Origin of the sequence: Afifella sp. JA880, from assembly GCF_025379905.1 — a bacterium.
Classification (GTDB): Bacteria; Pseudomonadota; Alphaproteobacteria; order Rhizobiales; family Afifellaceae; genus Afifella; species Afifella aestuarii.
This window is the reverse complement of the sequence record NZ_JAOANH010000002.1, coordinates 838251-858369: the sequence shown is the minus strand read 5'-3', so window position 1 is coordinate 858369 and position 20119 is coordinate 838251. Positions and strand designations below refer to the sequence as shown.

The window sequence follows — 20119 nt, the reverse complement described above, 5'->3', positions numbered from 1 at the left end:
TGGTGGGTGAAGCGCGGCGCGATCAAGCGCTTGGGCGGGTGCTCCGCCTCAGGCGTCGGCGAGGAGGCGCTGCTGGGCGCCGCGGTCGCGTTCCTTGGAGGCGCGGATCATCGCCTTCTGCACCTTTTCGAAGGCCCTGACCTCGAGCTGGCGCACACGCTCGCGCGAGACGCCGAACTCGCCCGAGAGCTCTTCCAGCGTCAGCGGTTCGTCGGAGAGACGACGCGCCTCGAAGATCCGCCGTTCGCGCTCGTCGAGCACCTCGATCGCGTCCTTCAGCATGGCGCGGCGCTGCTGGAGTTCGTCCTGGGCAATGAGGTTCGTCTCCTGGCTTTCCGTCTCATCGTCGGACAGCCAATCCTGCCATTCGCCGCCTTCGCCTTCATTGGCGCGGATCGGCGCGTTGAGCGAGGCATCACCGGACAACCGCCGGTTCATGGAGATGACCTCCTCCTCGCTCACATTGAGACGCTTGGCGATCGTTGCCACCTGCTCGGGCTTCAGATCGCCTTCTTCCAGTGCCGAAATCTGGCTCTTGGCCTTGCGCAGGTTGAAGAAGAGCCGCTTCTGATTGGCCGTTGTGCCCATTTTTACGAGCGACCAGGAGCGCAGGATATATTCCTGGATCGCGGCGCGGATCCACCACATCGCATAGGTGGCGAGGCGGAAACCCTTGTCCGGATCGAAGCGCTTGACGGCCTGCATCAGGCCGACATTGCCTTCCGAAATGACCTCGCCGATCGGCAGACCATAGCCGCGATAGCCCATGGCGATCTTGGCGACGAGGCGCAGATGGCTCGTCACCAGACGATGCGCGGCATCGCGGTCGTCATGCTCCTGATAGCGCTTGGCGAGGATGTACTCCTCTTGCGGCTCGAGCATGGGGAATTTGCGGATCTCGTCGAGATAACGAGACAAACCGCCTTCGGCGGTGGATACGACGGGGATGTTGCCTGTGGCCATCGGGATTGCCTGTCATCAGAAGAGTCGACACCGGGAGGCGCCGCGGAGCGGCCGCATCCTGTGCACTCGTGGATTGTCTTGGAGCAGAGCTTTCGACCCCGCCTGTCTAACTTTTGTCACGTCCTGGCTTGCGTCAAGCCTATCATGCCTCTCGGGATGCTGCCTAATTACGGCCTTGTAAGGCTTCAGAAGGCTTTCTTAAGGCGTTCAGAAGTGTCTCGAAATCGCTCGGCAGTTGCGAATGGAAGAGCACCGTCTCGCCGGTTTCGGGATGGCGAAAGCCGAGCGAGCGGGCATGCAGGGCCTGGCGGGAGAGGGCGCGAAGGGCGTCGGCCGCGTCTGCGGGAAGCTTTGCGACCTTCGACTGAAAGCCCGAGCCGTAAAGTGCGTCGCCCAGAAGCGGATGGCCGATATGGGCCATGTGCACGCGAATTTGATGGGTGCGACCGGTCTCGAGACGACAGGTGACGAGGCTTGCGAGCCCGTTCTGAAAGGTTTCCTCCACCCGGTAATGGGTGACGGCATGACGGCCGCCGCGGCGGACGGCGCGTTTTTCGCGGTTCTTCGTATCGCGTTCAAGCGGGGCATCGACCGACCCGGCGCGCAATTGCGGCACGCCCCAGACGAGCGCGCAATATTCCCGCTTCAGCGGGCCTTCGCGGCCGTGATCGGCAAATTGCGCCGAGAGATCGCGATGGGCGACATCGTTCTTGGCGATCACCAGAAGACCGCTCGTGTCCTTGTCGAGGCGATGGACGATGCCCGGACGACGAATGCCGCCGATGCCGGAAAGCGTGTCGCCGCAATGATGAAGGAGGGCATTGACGAGGGTTCCGTCGTGAGCGCCGGGGGCGGGATGGACGACCATGCCTGCAGGCTTGTCGACGACAACGAGATGGTCATCCTCATAGACGATCGCAAGCGGGATCGCTTCCGGCCGCGGGGTGGCTTCTTCCGGCTCCGGCAGGTCCACTTCGACCGTCTCGCCGGGTTTGACCCGGTAGTTCGGCTCGTCTAATTTCCGCGCGCCGACGCGGACATGGCCGTCCTTGATCAAAGCCTTGAGGCGGCTGCGCGACAGACGATCGGCGCGGGCAGCCAGAAAGGCATCGAGGCGCAGGCCGGTTTCGTCCGGCTCCACAGTGTAATCCAACACGCTTTCGTGATCCTTCATGACGCCTCACGCATCCGCCAAAGAGCGCCCCGGAAAACTGCCGCCGGTGGGCGACGACGACGAAAAGCCTCTCGATCCGGCCGCAGAAAGAGTGCGCCGACGGCTCGTCCGCCTGTTGATCGTTTCGTTCGGGACCATGGTTTTGGGCTTTGTCGCCGTGTTCGGCGCAATAGTCTACAAGCTCGGTCTCCTCGGCGCCCCGGCAGGGACGGGGCCGAGCGTCGCCGAAGTGCGGCTGCCGGCGGGATCCACCGTCACGTCGGCCGCGCTCGACGGCGACAACATCCTTCTACGGATCAGCGAAGCGGCGCGCGGCGACGGGCAGGAGGGCCGGGGCGAAGAGCTTCTCGTCCTCGATGCGGCGAGCGGCGAAATCCTGCACCGCATCAAATTGCTCCCGGGCGACTGATCGAGGGCCTGCAAGCGCGGCTGGCTTGGGGCGGGGGCTGTGCTTGCCGGAATAGGCGGCAAGACCCGCACGCCACAAGACCTGCAGGTGGCAGGACCCGCACGCGCCAAGCCGCAATGGCGCGCTGCGGCTTTTGCGCCTTGTTGTGCCGTTGTTGTTTTGCGCCTTGCGCTGCTTTGAGTGTTTCGCACCTTGCGGCGCTGGCAGTGAGCGAGCCTTTTGCCGTGATTTGCGGCGTTCTACGGGGCGCCTCGTCCGCACAACGGGCCGGGTGGATCGGACGCTGTCCGGCTCGCAGGCGGGATTTTGATTTCTCGTCTTCTCGCCTCTTGCATCGCCGCGCGGGTCATGCCACATAGCGCCTCCGATGCTTCGTGCGGGCGCTTTCGCCTGCCAGGCTGACGCCGCTGCTCCCTTCGTCTAGCGGTCTAGGACGCCGCCCTCTCACGGCGGAAACAGGGGTTCGATTCCCCTAGGGAGTACCAGCGCCTAAGTCCTTGATATTTCCTCGGAATTTCGCGTTCCCGCCTGATTCGTACGCAGCTTTGTACACAGGCGTTCTATGCATGTTCTGACCCGTGGAACCGGCTCCACCTTCCAGATTCGGGTGCCTTCCGATCTGGTAACGATTCTCGGCCATACTCCCTTCCGCACTACGCTCGGTTTTCTGCCCAAGCGAGAGGCGCAGCGGCGCGCGCGTCTTCTGGCCGGGCAGGCCGAAATCCTGTTCATGCGGTTGCGGCAGGCACGCCAGATGGTCGGCGACGACGAGAAAAGCTTTGATACCTCGCTGCGCTCCGACTTTGCCGCCGCCCTCGACGAGCTTGCCGTAGCGCCTGCCGATAAATTCCAGAGCCTTCAGGAATACGAAGCGAAGCTGAAGGAGCTGGAGCAGCGCCTTCAGGAGAAGGAAGCCGCGCTCGCGCTTAAGGAAAAGGCGGTCGTCGATCTCAGCGAAGGTCAGGCTTCATCGGCCCACGCGGCGAGCACCGACGAGGACACTTCAGAACATCCCATTCCGCTCTTCAGCGAGGCCGCGGCGGAGTTCCTGAAGGGCAAGCGTGAGGCGCTGGGGCCGAAGAGCTCCTTCGTGGCACGCCGCGCCCTCGCTCTGCGCGCGTTCCGTGACATCGTCGGCGACCGACCTCTCAATGAATACCGTTCTGCCGATCTTCAGGACTTCGTCGCCGTTGTCGGCAGGCTGCCGCGCGACTGGGCGAAGAGCCGTCGCTTTGCCGGGTTGAGCCTGCGCGAAGTGGCGGACGCCAACAGCGGTCTGAGGCAGCCATTGCCGTTCCTCACGACGACGACCGTGAATGAATATGTTGCGGCCGTGCGCACGCTCTGGAGGTCGGCCCGGATCGACTATGAAAACGTCCGCCCTTTGGAGAAGGCGCAACTGACGCTGCCCAGAACTCTGCGGCGCCCGACGCGGCGTGAGGGGATCGAGGTCGAGCATCTCAATCTCTGGCTTGCGGCGGCTGCTGCCTGCCCGAGGCCGGATGATCGGTGGCTGCCTCTTCTGGGGTTGCTCACCGGCGCGCGCCTAGCCGAACTCGTCTATCTGCAGGGACAGGATTTTCGACGCCTCGGCGAGCACTGGACCGTCGATCTTCGCACCGATCTGACGAGCGACAATGGCGATCCACTCGAGCGCCGGGTCAAGACACAGGCCGGACGGCGGGTCTTTGCGCTTCACAAGACGCTCGATGAGCTTGGCTTCGTGGACTGGGCCCGTGGGCGCGACGGCTTCATCTTCGATCTCCTCCACCGCGCTCAATGGCCAGCCCATACGGCCTCCAAGCGTATGCTGCGCCAGATGAAGGGTGTCGGCATCCACCTGCCGCAGGCGGGCGTCTTCCACAGCCTTCGCCATACGACGAAAGCCTGGCTGCGCGAGGAGGGGCGCCCTCTCGGCACCGACAAGCGCATGGAGAATTTACAGGTCGGCCACGCATTGAGCGGGATCGACGACCATTATGGCTGGCAGAGCCTGCGCCGGAAGGAAGTCGAGCGGCTCGCAACCCTGCCACTTCTGGAAGGCCTCGATCTCTCGCCCTATCAAGGACAGGTCGAAGAGGAGAGGGAGAAACCGAAGCCGCGTGGACCAGTTCGGAAGCGACCGTCTCCTCGCACGAAGAAGGCGAAGTCCCACGCTCGTTAACCATGTTTGAGGTTTTGAGCTCACAACCTGGGCGGGTCCTGGCAGGCTGATCGTGTTCCCGATGACGGGAGCGCAAAGCGGCCACCGGCGCTGTTGGCGCAGCACCGATGGCCTGACCACACCAAGCAATGAAGGTGCTTGCCATGGCTATTGGCCGTCTTAGCCCGAACTGGGCTCTATCCAAAATCCCCTTGTCGCTTGTCCGCCCGCACGGGATGTCCTCGGCGTCGCCGGGTCGCACGCACCGGCGCGCCTGAGGCTGCTTTCCCTTTGATCTGACGATCGGGAGAGCGTCCGGCTGACGGCTGGCGCCTTCGGCGGATTGTTTCGGACATTGCAGGTGCCTTCCCCCCGGCGTGTCCCCCGCCGCCGGGAACGACGGCGGCTGCCTTATGCTCCGAGCGATCCTCGCTGCGGACATCATCCCCTGTCCGAGCGCAGGCTCTTGTCCAATCCCCCAGGAGCCTCCGGTGGCACCAGCCGTCTGTTGGCCGCTCTCTCCGATCGTCTTCCGAACATCCTCTTGAACTCAAGGAAGACATCCATGTCCGACACCATTTCTGCCACTTCTGATCTCTCGTCCCGCGCCTCCGGCTCCGAAGAGATGCCTCACTCCAACGAACGAGACGGCGAGACCGCGCACGCTGCGAAGAGCCTCCATCTCAGCCTTGAAGATCTTGCACCGACATCCTTCTGCTCCACAGATCTCGGCAGCGTCACGCTGATCCGGCGCCTCGACGCGATGTCCGGTCCGCTTTCGGCGCGCTCTGCCGAGAACGTCGTCGGCACCGCCTGCGCTTTCTCCGCCCCGTTCCGGCACACCGAGGCGCTGCGGGAGCTCGGTCTCAAATCCGGTGAGGCTGCGACCTACATTCTTGTCGGTCGCAACGGGTCTGAGACGCTCGCCTATGTCGGCGAGACCGTCGATGTCATGAAGCGCCTCAGCTCCCACCGGCGCGACAAGGACAAGGCCTTTGCCGAGATGGTCTTCGTCGTCACCAGCCGGAGCGGCCTGAACTCAAAAGATCTGGCGCGCCACCGGCAGGCCAAATATGCGGCGCTCATTGCCGCCTCCGGCCGGGCAAAGCTGGTCGGTGCGCCGCCGGAAGCGGCCGAGCTTCCGCCCGTCTTTGCTGCCATTGCCGACCCGCTGGCAGATCAGGAGCGGCAGCTTCTCTGGGATCTCGGCTGCCCGCTGCTGGAGCCGTCTCTCCGCCATCCGGCCCTCGGCATTGTCGATGCGGAGGCTGGTGGAGCGGATGTCCTCTCGCCGGACCAGGCGAAGCGCCCGATGATGGAGATGACCTATGCAGGCCTCTTCGGACGTGGGCTTGAATGCGACAACCTTTTCATCGTGCTGCCGGGCTCTGAAGTCCGCGTTCTGGGCGAGAGCGGCAACGAAGAGAGCTCTGTCCGAACCCGCCGAGCGATCCTGGAGAAGCGCGGCGTTCTGACCCCGATCCCGGGCGTGGAAGACCGGCAGAGGCTCAATTCCGCGGTGGCGTTCTGGTCGAAGTCGATCGCGGCACGGGTTCTGGCGGGCTCGCATGTGCCGAGCAATGTGTGGCGCCCCATCCATCCGTGGCGGTCGCTCGAAGTCGTCGAGTAGTCGAGGCTCCCTCCCCACCACTCCACAAGGAAAGAACAAAACCGGACCGGCGGCGTCGGTCCGGCAGGATCGACACGTCTTATTTTGAAGGACAGAGCAGATGCTCATTCTCGACCAGACAGGCCTCGGGCCGTATGCGGCGCGCGATGTCGCGCGCGTGGAAGCGCTCGCGGCCGACCTCCGCGCGCTTCATCAAGGCCGGATCCCCGCAGCGCAGGATCTTATCGGTGCACCGATGATCGACCGCTGGGCCTTCGTCACCATCCCTGCCTCAGCGCTCATGGGCCATGTCACGGGCCATCCGGTTCTCGGCACCCGCGAGGTCCTGACCTCCGCTGTGTGGGTGGCGGCTCCCGACTTCGGCTTCGTGCGGACCCTTTCCCGCTATTACCGGCTGGGTCGTGCGGCCGATGCGACGGAGATCGGCTCATGAGCGACGATCAGAAGAAAAGCGCACTTGCGGACTATCTGCGGCGTCGCCAATCCAGCGATGACGAGAATCCGGCATGTCCCGTCTGGCCCGATCCAGATCCGGAAGGACGGGAACGGCGCGAACGGCGATGGTCCCGTCGTTCGAAAGCCGCCAGAGAACGGCGGCATCTTCCCGATCTCGCCGAGCTCATTCTCTACATGTCGTTCTTCGGCAACGACCTTGCGGCGGATGTCCAGACATGGGCGGAGCGCGTCTACCCGCTCATCCCGGAGGATGATCGTGAGGACCACACGGCTCTGCGCCACCATCTGACGATCCTCACGGTCTCGGCGAGCCTGGACGATCTCAGAGACACTGCCGAAGCCTTCCGTCGGGCGGGGAAGCTGAAGCGTATCAACAAGGCGGTAGCGGCGCTGCGGCTCGATTACTATTCTGCGTGTCTCGGGGACCGGCATGCGCCGTGGCGGATTGCGGGTGAGGCGATCTCGCGTGCCTATGATCTCCAGACGCCACAGGATCAGGCGCTCGACTATGCGACCGCCGCCGTCGGCTGGCTCATCCATGCGGGTCGCTATGAACCGCTTTCCGCCGACCGGCTCGCCGGCCGACGCTCCCGGCCGCGAATGGATTTCCGCGGCGATACGTCCGACTTCGGCCTCGAAGTTCTGGCGCGGATGCTCGACGAGCGGGAACGGCGCATCTATCGGCGTGTCGAGACCTATTTCAAGACACGCACCGAGCCGAACCGGGACGGAGCCTCACCGACCGGGGACGCTGAGGAGGCCGGAGGAGAAGAGCCCCGGCCGGAGGATCCGGGCGCCGTCGTCTTCCGCTCGGTCGGCAATGTCGAGACATCGCAGCGCGTGGCGCGGGAGTTCGCGGAACTTCTCAACACGCGCCTGCGGCTCGCTCACAAGCCTGATCTTGCGGTCCTGCAAAAAACTCTCACGGATGAGTTTCCGCAGGCAGCCGAGATCATCTCGGCGATCCTCTCCGAACTCGTCCCACTCGACATCGTCCGGCTCCGGCCGATCCTGCTGGTCGGAGAGCCCGGCGCGGGAAAGACGCGGTTTGCGGAGCGGCTCTGCGACACCCTCGCTCTGCCGCACGAGACGTATTCTTGCGGCGGCGTCTCCGATGCTGCGCTTGGCGGAACGGCAAGGCGGTGGATGTCGGCGGAGCCGTCGCTTCCGGTGAGCCTCATTCGCCAGTTCCGTCATGCCTCGCCCGGGATCATTCTCGATGAGATCGAGAAGGTTGGGACGAGCCGCCACAATGGCAACCCGCTGGACGCTCTGTTGCCGATGCTGGAGCCGCTGTCGGCGACGCACTGGCACGACCCCTATCTCCAGGCGCACGTCGACCTCTCGCATGTCGTCTGGATCGCCACCGCAAACGAGCTCCGAAGTCTCCCGGGGCCGCTGAGAGATCGCTTCCGCGTGTTCCATTTCCCGGAGCCCGGGCCGGAACATCTCCTTCCGCTTGCGGGGCGCCTCATGCAGGACATCGTTCAGGAGCGCGGACTCGACCCCCGCTGGGCGATCCCGCTCGACGGCGAGGAGCTGTCGGCCCTGCAGGCGGCATGGCCGGGCGGCTCCGTCCGCATCCTCAGGCGGCTGGTGGAACGGCTCCTGCTGGCGCGCGACAGGTGGAAGGCGGAGGAGGAGGTGCAGTGACCGGACGCCATGCTGTGGCATCGATGCCGTATCGGCTCGACAGCGTTTTGCGTCGGCTTCTTTCGGGCGGGCGTTTTTGCGCTGTTCGGAAAGGTCGAACTCACCCTCCCGCTGCTCTGCCGATGGCCGGAAGCGGCCCGCTCCGGCCATCGATAACGTGCCTGCACATCATGATGACTTGCGGATTTTTGTGACACGACCCCGAGACAAACGATTCAGATCTCCGCGCATTGGTTTCGAAACCCGAGACATACGTTCCGGGTCTTGGCGCGGACGATTTGAGAGGCTGTGCATGTGTTTCGAAAGCCTGAGAGTTTTGTTTCACGATGTGCGCGCAAGGCAGGATAATGTACGGGCAGGTTGCCAGCACGTTGCGGTGCCAGGGCAGCCTCCGCGCGGGTAAGGCGACAGCAGGGGAGAATGCCCGAGGCCCATATCGGCAAGAGGATGATGCGGGGTCGCACCGCGGCATCGTCTCGCGTCACACCCGGCGTCTGGTGCTCGTAAGCTGAGGTCATGAGAAAGCCCAAGCCACGCCGCCCGGAGCAGAAAGACAAGCAGCGGGCCTATCGCGCCCGGCAGAAGGCGGAACGGATCCCGTCACGTGACGACGTCGCCCGCATCGTCCTGCATTGGGCCATCACCGGCGCTCTCGAACCTGGTCAGGAGAGGCAACTGTCCGGATTGCGCAACATGGTCATCCAAAAACTGGTGGAGCAGGACTTCTCAGAGGAAGGTGCAAGGCGCCGTTTCGATGAGATCGTGGAGCGCTACCAAAAAGGCTGGGACTTCCGCGCCAAACCCCATCTGCTGCGCGTCAAAGAAGGCATCCCCGACGACGAAGCGTCCTGATTCCCCCCATTACTCCCTGAAACGGCGTTTCCGAGATTTTTGATTCAGGAGGAACGGGGTTGCTGTTTGAATCGGGCGCAGCCCACCTTGCTAGCCCCCGATGCCCGGATGCCTCTGCGAGCTCCCCGGACCGGTCCATGAGACGGTCTTCCGTGTTGAAAGCCATGTCAGAATCCTCCAGAAGTCGGAACAGTCCGCCGCTCAAACAAGTGATCGGAGTTTGCGATCGATGACTGCTCTCGAAGAGGTAAAGAGCGGAGCTCTCATCAAAGGTATCTCCGCAGGCTCTTCCGTAACGGTAGTCTCCGTTGATTGGATAGGCGATCAAGCCATCAACGTAATTTACCGAGACGCGAGCGGAGCCATCTCTGAGACGACCCTCTATAGAGACGATCAAAATCGGATTGATGTGGAGGCAAGGGGGCGCGCTTGGTCATTTGACGCTGACGGGGCTCTTCTTCGACTGGTGACAGAGGCCACCCGGATCAAGCTGGCTCACTACTTCGATCCATATCTTGCCATCCACACCAGCCTCGTTGATCCGCTGCCACATCAGCTTTCAGCTGTCTACGAAGAGATGCTTCCACGCCAACCGCTGAGGTTTCTTCTGGCTGACGATCCTGGCGCCGGTAAGACCATAATGGCCGGGCTCTTCATCAAAGAGCTGGTGGCGCGCAGTGATCTCGATCGTTGCCTCGTCGTCGCGCCGGGCAGTCTCGTGGAACAATGGCAGGACGAGCTCGGGGAGAAATTTGGCCTGGAGTTCGACATCCTCACTCGCGACATGATCGAGTCGTCCCGGTCGGGTAACGCGTTCAACGATCGAAATCTGTTGATCGCTCGCCTTGATGTCCTCGCACGGAACGAGGACCTGCAGCAAAAGCTGGCGAGCTCCGATGAGTGGGATCTCATCATCTGCGACGAGGCACACCGTATGTCCGCCACATACTTCGGCGGCGAGGTGAAGTTCACAAAGCGCTATCAGCTCGGGCAGCAACTCGGACAGATATGTCGCCACCTCCTCTTGATGTCGGCGACACCACACAACGGCAAAGAGGAAGACTTTCAGCTCTTCATGGCCTTGCTGGACGGCGATCGTTTCGAAGGTCGCTTTCGGGATGGTGTCCACTACGCGGATACCGCAGATATGATGCGGCGATTGACGAAAGAGGAGCTGCTGCGATTCGACGGCCGCCCGCTGTTTCCGGAGCGACGTGCCTATACCGTCAAGTATGACTTGTCGGCTGATGAGGCAGGCCTCTACAGCGCTGTCACCGAGTATGTCCGAAATGAGATGAACCGCGTTCAGCGCTTTGCTGAACAAGATGGCCGAAAGCGAAACACGGTCGGCTTCGCGCTCCAAATCCTTCAGCGGCGTTTGGCGTCCTCACCTGCGGCCATCTATCAGTCCCTCAAACGACGACGGGAGCGCCTAGAAAGCGAACTCGGGGAAGCCCGCCTCGGGAGCCGAGGTGGTGGGATGAGACTTTCCCGAGAGGAGGTCGCCGATGAGGTGCTCCGCAACATCGATGAGTACGGCCAGGAAGAGGTCGACGAACTCGAGGAAATCATTTCCACGGGCGCAACCACTGCGGAGACGATCGAACAGCTCGAGCTCGAAGTGCACACTCTGAGATCTCTCGAATCGATGGCTCTGGGTGTCCTCCGCTCAGGTCAGGACACTAAGTGGACGCAGCTCGATCGCATTCTCGATGACGAGCTGATGACCGACGCTGAAGGCAACCGCCGGAAACTTATCATTTTCACGGAGCCGAAGGACACACTTCAATACCTGGCAGGGAAGGTGCGGGCGCGGCTCGGTCGGCCAGATGCGGTCGAAGTGATCCACGGTGGCGTCACCCGCGAGGAGCGCCGGAAGGTGGTCGAGCGGTTCATGCAAGACCGCGAACTGCTGGTGCTGATCGCGAACGATGCCGCCGGCGAGGGCGTAAACCTTCAGCGCGGACACCTGATGGTCAATTACGATCTCCCTTGGAACCCGAATAAAATCGAGCAACGCTTCGGACGTATACATCGGATCGGGCAGACCGAAGTATGTCATCTTTGGAACCTCGTTGCCGCGGACACTCGTGAGGGCGAGGTTTACGCACGCCTCTTGGAGAAGCTGGAGGCTGCTCGAGAGGCGCTCGGAGGGCGCGTCTACGACGTCCTAGGTGAGCTTTTCGAAGGCACGGCCCTTAAGGATCTCCTCTTCCAAGCCATCCAGTACGGCGAACAGGATGACGTAAAGGCTAGGCTGTTTCAGGCCGTCGACGGGGCGGTCGATCAGGAGCATCTCCTGCGTCTTCTGCAACGCCGCGCCCTTACCAACGACTCCATGCCGCAGGCAAAGGTGCATGAGCTCCGCCTGGAGATGGAACGCGCCGAAGCGCAGCGCCTACAGCCACATCACATCCAGAGCTTCTTCATCGAGGCCTTCCAGCATCTCGGCGGTCAGATCAAGCAGCGTGAGGATGGTCGCTGGGAGATTACGCATGTGCCCTTAAGCCTGCGAGAGCGCGATCGGCAGATTGGCTCTGGAGCTGCCATCCAGAAGCGCTACGAGCGCATCTGCTTTGAGAAGGGCCATATCAATCAGCAGCCAGTAGCGACCTTCGTGTGCCCCGGCCATCCGCTTCTCGAGGCTGTGATCAGTGTCGTGCGGGAGCAGTACGACCATCTCATGCGGCGCGGCGCCGTGTTGGTGGATGAGACGGATGACGGAGAGGATATCGCTGCGCTGTTCCTGCTTGAACACAGTGTGCAAGACGGCCGCTCGACCGCAGCCGGCAAACCACACATCATCTCCGAAAAGCTTCAGTTTGCCGCCATCGACCAGCATGGTCAGGTCACTAACGCGGGCATCGCTCCGCATCTGAACCTGAGGCCCGCGCGGGCCGACGAAGTAGAATTGGTCGAGGACGCGCTCAATGCCGAATGGCTGCGTGAGGATCTTGAGAGATCGGTTATTCGCTTCGCCACCGTCGAACTGGCTCAAGCGCATGTGGCAGAGGTGAAGGCTCGTCGCCTTCCAGAGATCGACAAGGTCGAACAGGAGGTCCGCGCGCGGCTGAAGAAGGAGATCAACTACTGGGACTCGCGGGCGTTCGAACTCAAGGAAGAGGAACGCGCAGGAAAGAAGACGCGGCTCAACTGGCAGAATGCTCAGCGAAGGGCGGAGGATCTTGCCGACCGCTTGAAGCGTCGGCTCGCTATCCTCGACCAGGAACGGCTCATCTCCTCACAACCGCCGCGCATCCGCGGCGGCATGGTCGTGGTGCCGCGCGGATTGCTGGAAGCATGCAAGGAGGCTGCGGGCATCGCCTCGGCGCCATCAGGCTTTGCCGAGGATCCTGTGGCGCGGCGGGAGATCGAACTTGCCGCTATGGCGGCGGTGCTTGACGCGGAGCGTGCCCTCGGCAATGCCCCGAAAGATGTCTCGGCTCAGAAGGTCGGATATGACATCGTCTCTTATGACCCACGCATCGATCACCTCCGTTTTATCGAGGTAAAGGGCCGCGTCGACGGTGCGGATTCCGTCATGATAACCCGCCAAGAAGTCATCACGTCCCTCCACGAACCGCAGAAATTTATTCTGGCCATCGTAGAGGTCGACAATGGCTTTGCCCGCGAACCCCGCTACGTGCGCGGCGCCCTCGACAGCCGAGAACCGCCTTTCGAGCAAAGCGCCATCCAGTTCAAGATCAAGAACCTGCTGGAACGGGCAGAAGCGCCTCAATGAAGCTCAATTTCACCGAGTTTTCATATGGTTACGCATTCACTGAGAACCTGATCCGGTGGAGCTCTACTCGCCCAACGGCCGCTCCCGTTTTTCCCAATCTCGTTCAGGAGGCACAGCTCGGATACGACATTAAAATCAATTTTCCGGGGCTACCTCTATTCTTCCAGTTCAAGCTGCCGGAGCGGATGACGCGCCATACGGCGCGGGAAATTGCGGTTCTCGGAATTCCTGGTCTCTCAGTTCCCTTCTTTCGGATGCCGCTGATGCGGCGCGACCTGTCCGATCAGCATGCTCACCTGATCCGGCTGGAAAGCCGCTTTCCGGGTACTGTCTTCTATACGTCGCCTGGCGTTGACAAGGTTGAAAGCTTCAACCAAGCCTATCGCCGGGCTGAGGTCCACGTCCGATCCGTCTTTTTTCCCCCGCAGGATATTGGGCCGCTGCCGGATAGTGCAGCCCATTCTGTGGCCTATTCTCAAGATTTAAGCGTAGCGTGGTTTTGTTCAGAACCGAAGAGAGCCAAGCCGCTTCGCTTCGAGGATGTGACGCTTATCGCCAATCGCGCCTTGGCCCGAAGGTCGCGCTCCTCCCTTGATGATACAGTCGGCGAAATTCGAGAAGGTGTCTGGTCTCTCCTCCCGCCCGCAATTCGAAGCGCCGAAGGTGAGCTCCGTCAGCGGATCGAAGCACGTCGTCCGCCTGCGGATGGCGTGCCCAGTGATGACCGCGTGCGACGTATTTCCACTGAGCTGTTAGTCCTTCGGGAGCTCACCCGAGTGGGGCTAGGTGTCGATCTCTTGATCGCTCAGCCCTGAAGACAAAGCAGATAGAAGACGCAATCATGGCCGCCCAATACAAAAAGAAACTCATCGAAGTCGCCATCCCGCTCGAGGCGATCAACGCCGCCTCGGCGCGGGAGAAGTCGATCCGGCATGGGCATCCCTCGACCCTGCACCTGTGGTGGGCGCGGCGGCCGTTGGCGGCGTGTCGGGCGGTGCTGTTCGCGCAGCTGGTGGACGATCCCTCGTCGCGGGTGGACGAGCTAATGGCCGGCCCCAAGCTGCGGGCGCAGGCTGAGGCAGAGCTGCCTGCGCGGTTGGCGGCGTGGGAGAACAGCAAGGCCTCGGCTCAGGGAGCGGCGGCGAATGCGCCGGAGCCAACGCTGGAGGATGTGGTGGTCGAGATCGAGCGCAAGCGGCTCTTCGCCATCATCGAGGACCTAGTGAAGTGGGAGAACTCGACCAACGAAGAGGTGCTGGAGCGTGCGCGGGCCGAGATCCGGCGCAGCTGCGGCGGCGAGTTGCCCCCGGTCTACGACCCGTTCTCGGGCGGCGGCTCGATCCCGCTCGAGGCGCAGCGGCTGGGCCTGCCCGCCTATGGGTCCGACCTGAACCCGGTGGCGGTGATGATCGGCAAGGCGATGATCGAGATCCCGTCGAAGTTCAAGGACATGCCCCCCATCCACCCCGGCATCAAGGAGCGGTCCTTCTACCGCAACGCCGAAGGGCTGGCCGAGGATGTGAAATACTACGGCGAATGGATGCGCGAGAAGGCGTGGGAGCGCATCGGACATCTCTATCCGCAGGTGGACCTGCCGAAGGAGTACGGCGGCGGCAAGGCGACGGTGATCGCCTGGATCTGGGCGCGGACGGTGCCCAGCCCGGACCCGGCCTTTGCAAATGTGCAAGTTCCTCTGATCTCCAGCTTCATGCTGAGCTCGAAGAAGGGAAAAGAAACGTGGATCGAGCCCATCGCAGACCGGGGCACAAAAACCATTACCTACAGGGTGCGTAGAGGCGGCACGAAATCGGAGCTTGAGGCAGCGGCCCTCGGTACTACAGCAGGAAAGCGTCAGGCGTTTCGCTGCATCATGTCAGATGCTGCAATACCCTACGACCACATCCGAAGTGCTGGAAAGACTGGCAAAATGGGCCAAGAACTCATCGCGATTGTAGCTGAGAGAAAGGGCGGCCGCGCCTACTTGGCACCATCGGCAGATCACAAGAAAGCCGCGTTATCAGCGGTCCCCGACTGGAAGCCTGAGACTGAGCTTCCAGAGAACCCTCGGGACTTCAAGACGCCGAACTACGGCTTGAATACGTTCGGCGATCTATTCACGTCTCGCCAGTTAGTAGCGTTGAACACGTTCTGCGACCTGATCTCCGAAACCCGGGATCAAATAAAGGCCGATGCAGTAACAGCAAGAAGGATAGGAATTGGTGAGCCTCTGGCAGCGGGAGGGTCGGAGGCTCTCGCCTATGCAGAAGCTGTCAGCGTCTTCTTCGCTTTCGGCATCTCGAAAATGACAGACTATCACTCAACCATTACATCTTGGCATCATGGACGCGAAATCATTCGGAATGCCTTTGGCCGTCAAGCACTTCCAATGACATGGGATTTTACCGAAGCTAACCCGTTCTCACATTCCACAGGAAACTGGGGGAACTGTGTTGAATGGGGCTTCAAGACACTCGACCAGCTGCAATTGGCTGCGCCTGGGCGCATCGTGCAACAGGACGCTCAGTCAGCCAGTTATCCGGCGGGAACAGTGATCTCGACCGATCCGCCATACTACGACAACATCGGATATGCCGATCTCTCAGATTACTTCTACGCGTGGATGCGGAGGTCCCTGCGAAACACCTATCCGGAGCTATTCGGCGTACTGGCCACACCAAAATTCGAAGAACTGGTAGCGACACCATATCGTCACGGCACGAAAGAACGAGCCGAGGCGTTTTTCTTGGAAGGTATGGGGAAAGCCATTCAAGGGATGTCTGAGCAGTCATCTGCTGAGTTTCCCACAGCGATCTACTATGCTTTCAAGCAGAGCGAGATCGATCAGGAAGGCATCAGTTCGACGGGCTGGGCGACCTTCCTGCAAGCGGTGGTCGAAGCTGGGTATGCCGTCGTCGGCACTTGGCCAATGCGCACCGAAATGGCGAACCGCATGATCGCCTCGGGCACCAATGCCCTCGCCAACTCGGTCGTCCTCGTCTGCCGCAAGAAGGAGGCGTTTGCCGACACGATCACCCGCGCCGAGTTCATCCGCGCCCTGAAACGCGAACTGCCCCCGGCCATCGCCGAGCTTCAGGCCGCCAACATCGCCCCTGCCGACATGCCGCAATCGGCCATCGGCCCCGGCATGGGCGTCTTCTCGCGCTACAACGCGGTCCTCGAAGCCGACGACAGTCCGATGACGGTCAAGACCGCGCTGCAGCTCATAAACGCGGAGCTCGACGAATTTCTCGGCGGCATCCAGGGCGAGTTCGACGCCGACACGCGCTTCGCCATCACCTGGTTCGAGCAGAACGGCATGGGCAAGGGCGACTATGGCGTGGCCGACAACCTCGCTCGAGCCCGCGGCATCGCAGTCGAGAGCGTGAAGCACGCCGGGATCGTCGAAAGCGCGGCGGGCAAGGTGCGGCTCTTGAAACGCGACGAGCTCGACCCCGACTGGGCGCCCGAGGAGGACGGGCATCTGACCGTCTGGGAATGCCTGCAGCACCTCGTGCGCCTGCACGAGAAGGACGGCATCACCCACGATACGGCACTGCTGATGAGAAGAATCGACGACAAGGCCGACGCGGTGAAGGACCTCGCCTACTGCCTCTACGACATCTGCTCGAACAAGCGAAAGGATGCCAAAGAGGCCACACCCTACAATGCCTTGATCGCCGATTGGACGGAGCTGACACGGGAAGCCGCGACGATCGAGGACATCCGGGGCGACGGCCAAACGAGTATGAGTTTCTGAGGGGGCATAAATGGCCAAAACCACGCGCCAGTACGTCTTCGAGGGGATGGAGCTTCTGCCAGAGGCACTCATCCCGTTCGTGGAGAAGAGGCTGGAGAGCGCACTCACTGGACACTGGCAGGTGCAGGTCCTGGAACGTGTCCAGGGGCTGCGTCCGAACTCGGATGGCGCCGTTACCTGGGATCAGCAGGGCCTTCTGAGGGCAATGATGGCTTTCTGGAAGGAAGCCTTCGGCACGGTGCTGGGGCACTCCGAGCGTTCCTTCGTGTCGGAGCTGCTCGAGGTCCGCAACAGGCTCTCCCACAACGAGAACTTCACTTACGACGACGCCGAGCGCGCCCTCGACACGATGCGGCGTCTGATGGAAGCGGTGAGCGCCGGAGAGACTGCCGAGAAGCTCGAGAAGATGCGGGACACGATCCTGCGCACCAAGTTCACCGAGCTGCAGCGCAACGAAGAGCGTCGCAAGACGCAGCGCCTCGACATCTCGGTGGAGACGATCGGCGGACTGTTGCCCTGGCGCGAGGTGGTTGAGCCGCACCAGGACGTCGCCACCGGTGATTTTCAGCAGGCCGAGTTCGCCGCCGACCTCGCCAAGGTGCATCACGGCAGCGCTCCGTCCGAATATCGCAACGCGACCGAGTTCTTCGCCCGCACCTATCTCACAGAAGGGCTGAGCAGCCTGCTGACCACGGCGGCCAAGCGCCTTTGCGGAGCGGGTGGCGATCCCGTGGTCGAGCTGCAGACGAATTTCGGCGGCGGCAAGACGCACTCCATGCTGGCGCTCTACCACATGGCGGGCGAAACTCCTTCGCGTGACCTGACCGGGCTCGACCAGCTGCTGTCGCAGAAGGGGCTGGAGGTTCCGAAAGACATCAAGCGGGCCGTCTTGGTCGGCACGTCGCGCGGACCGCAGGACGTGATCAGCCTCCCGGGTGGTCGGCAGATCCGCACGAGCTGGGGTGAGCTCGCATGGCAGCTCGGAGGCGAGAGAGCCTTCGAAATGATTTCCGAGAACGACGCTCGCGGCATCGCGCCGGGCTCGAACGTCCTCGAGGAAATCTTCAAACTGTGTTCGCCTTGCCTGATCCTGATCGACGAGTGGGTGGCCTATCTTCGCCAGATCTACAAGGTCGACGGGCTGCCCTCCGGCTCCTTCGATGCGAACCTCACCTTCGTCCAATCGCTAACTGAGGCAGTGAAGGCGAGCCCGCAGACATTGCTTGTTGCCTCGTTGCCCGCTTCGCAGATCGAAGTGGGCGGCGAAGGTGGGCAGGAGGCGCTGACCCGCCTCAAGCAGACGTTCAGCCGCGTGGAATCCTCGTGGCGACCGGCGAGTCAGGAGGAGAGCTATGAGATTGTCCGGCGCCGTCTGTTCAAGGAAATCCCGGGCGACAAGTTTCACCACCGCGACAACACGCTGAAGCAATTCGCCAAGCTCTATCGCGATAATACCAACGATTTTCCGCAGGGCTGCGCCGACGAGGATTACCGGCGCAAGCTGGCGAAGGCCTATCCGATCCATCCCGACCTGTTCGACCAGCTCTATACAGCCTGGGGATCGCTCGAGAAGTTTCAGCGCACCCGAGGTGTGCTGCGTCTGATGGCGCAGGTCATCCATGAATTGTGGATGGGCAACGACCCCTCGGTGATGATCATGCCCGGTAGCGTGGCGATCAGCTCTGCGCGCGTGGAGCCGGAGCTCCTGCACTATCTCGACGACACGTGGCAGTCGATCATCGCAGGCGACGTCGATGGGGTGAACTCAACGCCTTACAAGATCGACCAATCCGCACCGAACCTGAACCGCTACTCCGCCACCAGACGCGTTGCGCGCGCCGTCTTCATGGGGACGGCGCCGACTTCCGGGCAGGAGAACAAGGGGCTCGACGACAAGCAGATCAATCTTGGCGTCGTGCAGCCCGGCGAGCGTCCTTCGATCTTCAGCGACGCGCTGCGGCGGCTGACGAACCAGGCCAAGTTCATGCACAGCGATCTCGGTCGCTACTGGTACTCCATGTCGGCGAGCCTCAACCGGATTGCCGCCGACCGGGCTGGACAGATCGAGGAAGCGCTGGTGCTTCTGGAAATCGACAAGGCGCTCGGCACCTATATTAACGGTCTGGCCGATCGCGGCCACTTCGATGCGGTCCAGGTCGCGCCCGGAGGCTCGGCCGACGTTCCGGATGAGCCAGGCGGCGTCCGCGCAGTCGTGCTCGGCGTCGCCCACCCGCATACAGGCCGCGATGGATCCGAAGCCTACGCCGAGGCCAAGGACATCCTGATGCAGCGGGGCAGCACGCCTCGCGTCTATCGCAACATGCTGGTGTTCCTGGCCGCGGAGCAGCGTCAGCTCGACAGCCTGAAGCAGGCGATGCGCTCGGCACTCGCTTGGACGCAGATCGTCAAGGATCGGGAACGGCTCAACCTTACGCAGAGCGATGCCAAGCATGCGGAGTCGAAGGTCACCGAGGCGAACGACACCCTAAAGACGCGCATGAAGGAGGTCTGGTGCTACCTGCTCTATCCGGTTCAGGAGAGCGCCCAGAGCGGGGTCGAGTGGACAACGAGCAAGGTTCCCGCGCAGGACGGACTGCTCGCCCGCGCCAGCAAGAAGCTGGTGAGCGAGGAAGGACTGCTGCCTGAGCTCGGCCCGGCGCGGCTTGACCGCGAATTGCAGAAGTACATCTGGAACGGCAAGGATCACCTCTTTCTGAAGGACCTCTGGGAGTATCTCAACCGATACACCTACCTTCCCAGGCTCAAGGACCGAAACGTGCTGGTGCGATCCGTCCAATCGGCAGTTTCAGGCATGTTGCCCGGGCCCTTCGCCTACGCCGAACGGTGGGATGAAGGACGTCAATCCTATGCCGGACTTGCCATCTCCGGCTGCGGCAATATCGCTGTGGTGGTGGACAGCGACTCGATCATCGTCAAGCCTGACGTGGCGGAGGCCTATCGGGCCAAGATCGAGGCAGCTGTCTCCGAGTCTCAGGGCGAAAGCGCCACAGGACCTTCGGGAGGCTTCGAGGAGCCGCTGTCCGGCTCTGGTGGCGGTGGACATGGGACTGCCTCGAAACCCGAGGAGGAGAGAAATCCAACCCGGTTCATCGGGACTATCATGATTTCGCCCGACCGCCCGGCGCGGGAGATTCACCAGATTGTCGAGGGTATCGTTGAACAGCTCACGACTCTTCCGGGCAGCGAAGTGACGTTGAAGCTTGAGATCGACGCAGAGGTTCCTTCCGGCCTCGACCGCGGGAAAGTGCGCACCCTGACTGAAAACGCGACGACGCTCGGCTTCCTGGAGAAGATCATCCGGTGAGCTGCGTGACGTTGC

At 62.2% G+C, this 20119-nt stretch carries 12 protein-coding genes and 1 tRNA gene; 11 read left to right on the top strand and 2 right to left on the bottom strand.

Features of this window, described 5'->3' with window-relative positions; all coding sequences use genetic code 11:
* Positions 1 to 48: 48 nt before the first annotated feature.
* Positions 49 to 963 (bottom strand): RNA polymerase sigma factor RpoH, encoded by a 915-nt coding sequence (gene rpoH, locus NYQ83_RS12185; protein WP_092815711.1) that lies wholly within the window; start codon positions 961 to 963, stop codon positions 49 to 51.
* 163 nt (positions 964 to 1126) lie between these two features.
* Entirely contained in the window at positions 1127 to 2137 is a 1011-nt protein-coding gene (locus NYQ83_RS12180; RefSeq protein WP_261214954.1) for an RluA family pseudouridine synthase, read from the bottom strand.
* On the opposite strand from NYQ83_RS12180, the gene NYQ83_RS12175 reads away from it, so the two are divergent.
* The 11 genes from NYQ83_RS12175 (at position 2136) to NYQ83_RS12125 (ending at position 20104) form a co-directional block, all read left to right on the top strand.
* A complete protein-coding gene (locus tag NYQ83_RS12175; RefSeq protein ID WP_261214952.1) occupies positions 2136 to 2546 on the top strand; it encodes a hypothetical protein in 411 nt (136 codons plus the stop codon). The two genes, NYQ83_RS12180 and NYQ83_RS12175, sit on opposite strands and share 2 nt — an antisense overlap.
* A 409-nt stretch (positions 2547 to 2955) precedes the next feature.
* A tRNA-Glu gene (locus tag NYQ83_RS12170) sits at positions 2956 to 3031 on the top strand.
* A 77-nt stretch (positions 3032 to 3108) separates the two neighbouring features.
* Complete coding sequence (locus tag NYQ83_RS12165; RefSeq protein ID WP_261214951.1) at positions 3109 to 4710, top strand: DUF6538 domain-containing protein; 1602 nt, start codon at positions 3109 to 3111, stop codon at positions 4708 to 4710.
* A gap of 544 nt (positions 4711 to 5254) precedes the next feature.
* Complete coding sequence (locus tag NYQ83_RS12160; protein ID WP_261214949.1) at positions 5255 to 6319, top strand: hypothetical protein; 1065 nt, start codon at positions 5255 to 5257, stop codon at positions 6317 to 6319.
* A gap of 100 nt (positions 6320 to 6419) precedes the next feature.
* The gene (locus tag NYQ83_RS12155) at positions 6420 to 6752 is read left to right on the top strand and encodes a DUF6634 family protein (RefSeq protein WP_261214947.1); all 333 of its coding nucleotides are present in this window, start codon (positions 6420 to 6422) and stop codon (positions 6750 to 6752) included.
* Complete coding sequence (locus NYQ83_RS12150; protein WP_261214945.1) at positions 6749 to 8428, top strand: AAA family ATPase; 1680 nt, start codon at positions 6749 to 6751, stop codon at positions 8426 to 8428. Before NYQ83_RS12155 ends, NYQ83_RS12150 begins: the two co-directional genes overlap by 4 nt.
* Positions 8429 to 8944: 516 nt before the next feature.
* Complete coding sequence (locus NYQ83_RS12145) at positions 8945 to 9280, top strand: hypothetical protein (protein ID WP_261214943.1); 336 nt, start codon at positions 8945 to 8947, stop codon at positions 9278 to 9280.
* A 229-nt stretch (positions 9281 to 9509) separates the two neighbouring features.
* A complete protein-coding gene (locus NYQ83_RS12140; protein ID WP_261214942.1) occupies positions 9510 to 13022 on the top strand; it encodes a helicase-related protein in 3513 nt (1170 codons plus the stop codon).
* On the top strand, positions 13019 to 13837 hold the full coding sequence (locus NYQ83_RS12135) for a hypothetical protein (RefSeq protein WP_261214940.1): 819 nt from the start codon (positions 13019 to 13021) through the stop codon (positions 13835 to 13837). The genes NYQ83_RS12140 and NYQ83_RS12135 overlap by 4 nt, the downstream gene beginning before the upstream one ends.
* A gap of 26 nt (positions 13838 to 13863) precedes the next feature.
* Positions 13864 to 16779: a DUF1156 domain-containing protein gene (locus NYQ83_RS12130; RefSeq protein ID WP_261214938.1), complete on the top strand. Its 2916-nt coding sequence runs from the start codon at positions 13864 to 13866 to the stop codon at positions 16777 to 16779.
* 10 nt (positions 16780 to 16789) lie between these two features.
* Entirely contained in the window at positions 16790 to 20104 is a 3315-nt protein-coding gene (locus NYQ83_RS12125) for a DUF499 domain-containing protein (protein WP_261214936.1), read from the top strand.
* Positions 20105 to 20119: the final 15 nt, after the last annotated feature.

What these genes read in the sequence shown, in the direction of transcription:
- rpoH (WP_092815711.1), bottom strand. Translation starts at nt 963, where the DNA reads ATGGCCACAGGCAACATCCCCGTCGTATCCACCGCCGAAGGCGGTTTG.
- NYQ83_RS12175 (WP_261214952.1), top strand. Translation starts at nt 2,136, where the DNA reads ATGACGCCTCACGCATCCGCCAAAGAGCGCCCCGGAAAACTGCCGCCG.
- NYQ83_RS12180 (WP_261214954.1), bottom strand. Translation starts at nt 2,137, where the DNA reads ATGAAGGATCACGAAAGCGTGTTGGATTACACTGTGGAGCCGGACGAA.
- NYQ83_RS12165 (WP_261214951.1), top strand. Translation starts at nt 3,109, where the DNA reads ATGCATGTTCTGACCCGTGGAACCGGCTCCACCTTCCAGATTCGGGTG.
- NYQ83_RS12160 (WP_261214949.1), top strand. Translation starts at nt 5,255, where the DNA reads ATGTCCGACACCATTTCTGCCACTTCTGATCTCTCGTCCCGCGCCTCC.
- NYQ83_RS12155 (WP_261214947.1), top strand. Translation starts at nt 6,420, where the DNA reads ATGCTCATTCTCGACCAGACAGGCCTCGGGCCGTATGCGGCGCGCGAT.
- NYQ83_RS12150 (WP_261214945.1), top strand. Translation starts at nt 6,749, where the DNA reads ATGAGCGACGATCAGAAGAAAAGCGCACTTGCGGACTATCTGCGGCGT.
- NYQ83_RS12145 (WP_261214943.1), top strand. Translation starts at nt 8,945, where the DNA reads ATGAGAAAGCCCAAGCCACGCCGCCCGGAGCAGAAAGACAAGCAGCGG.
- NYQ83_RS12140 (WP_261214942.1), top strand. Translation starts at nt 9,510, where the DNA reads ATGACTGCTCTCGAAGAGGTAAAGAGCGGAGCTCTCATCAAAGGTATC.
- NYQ83_RS12135 (WP_261214940.1), top strand. Translation starts at nt 13,019, where the DNA reads ATGAAGCTCAATTTCACCGAGTTTTCATATGGTTACGCATTCACTGAG.
- NYQ83_RS12130 (WP_261214938.1), top strand. Translation starts at nt 13,864, where the DNA reads ATGGCCGCCCAATACAAAAAGAAACTCATCGAAGTCGCCATCCCGCTC.
- NYQ83_RS12125 (WP_261214936.1), top strand. Translation starts at nt 16,790, where the DNA reads ATGGCCAAAACCACGCGCCAGTACGTCTTCGAGGGGATGGAGCTTCTG.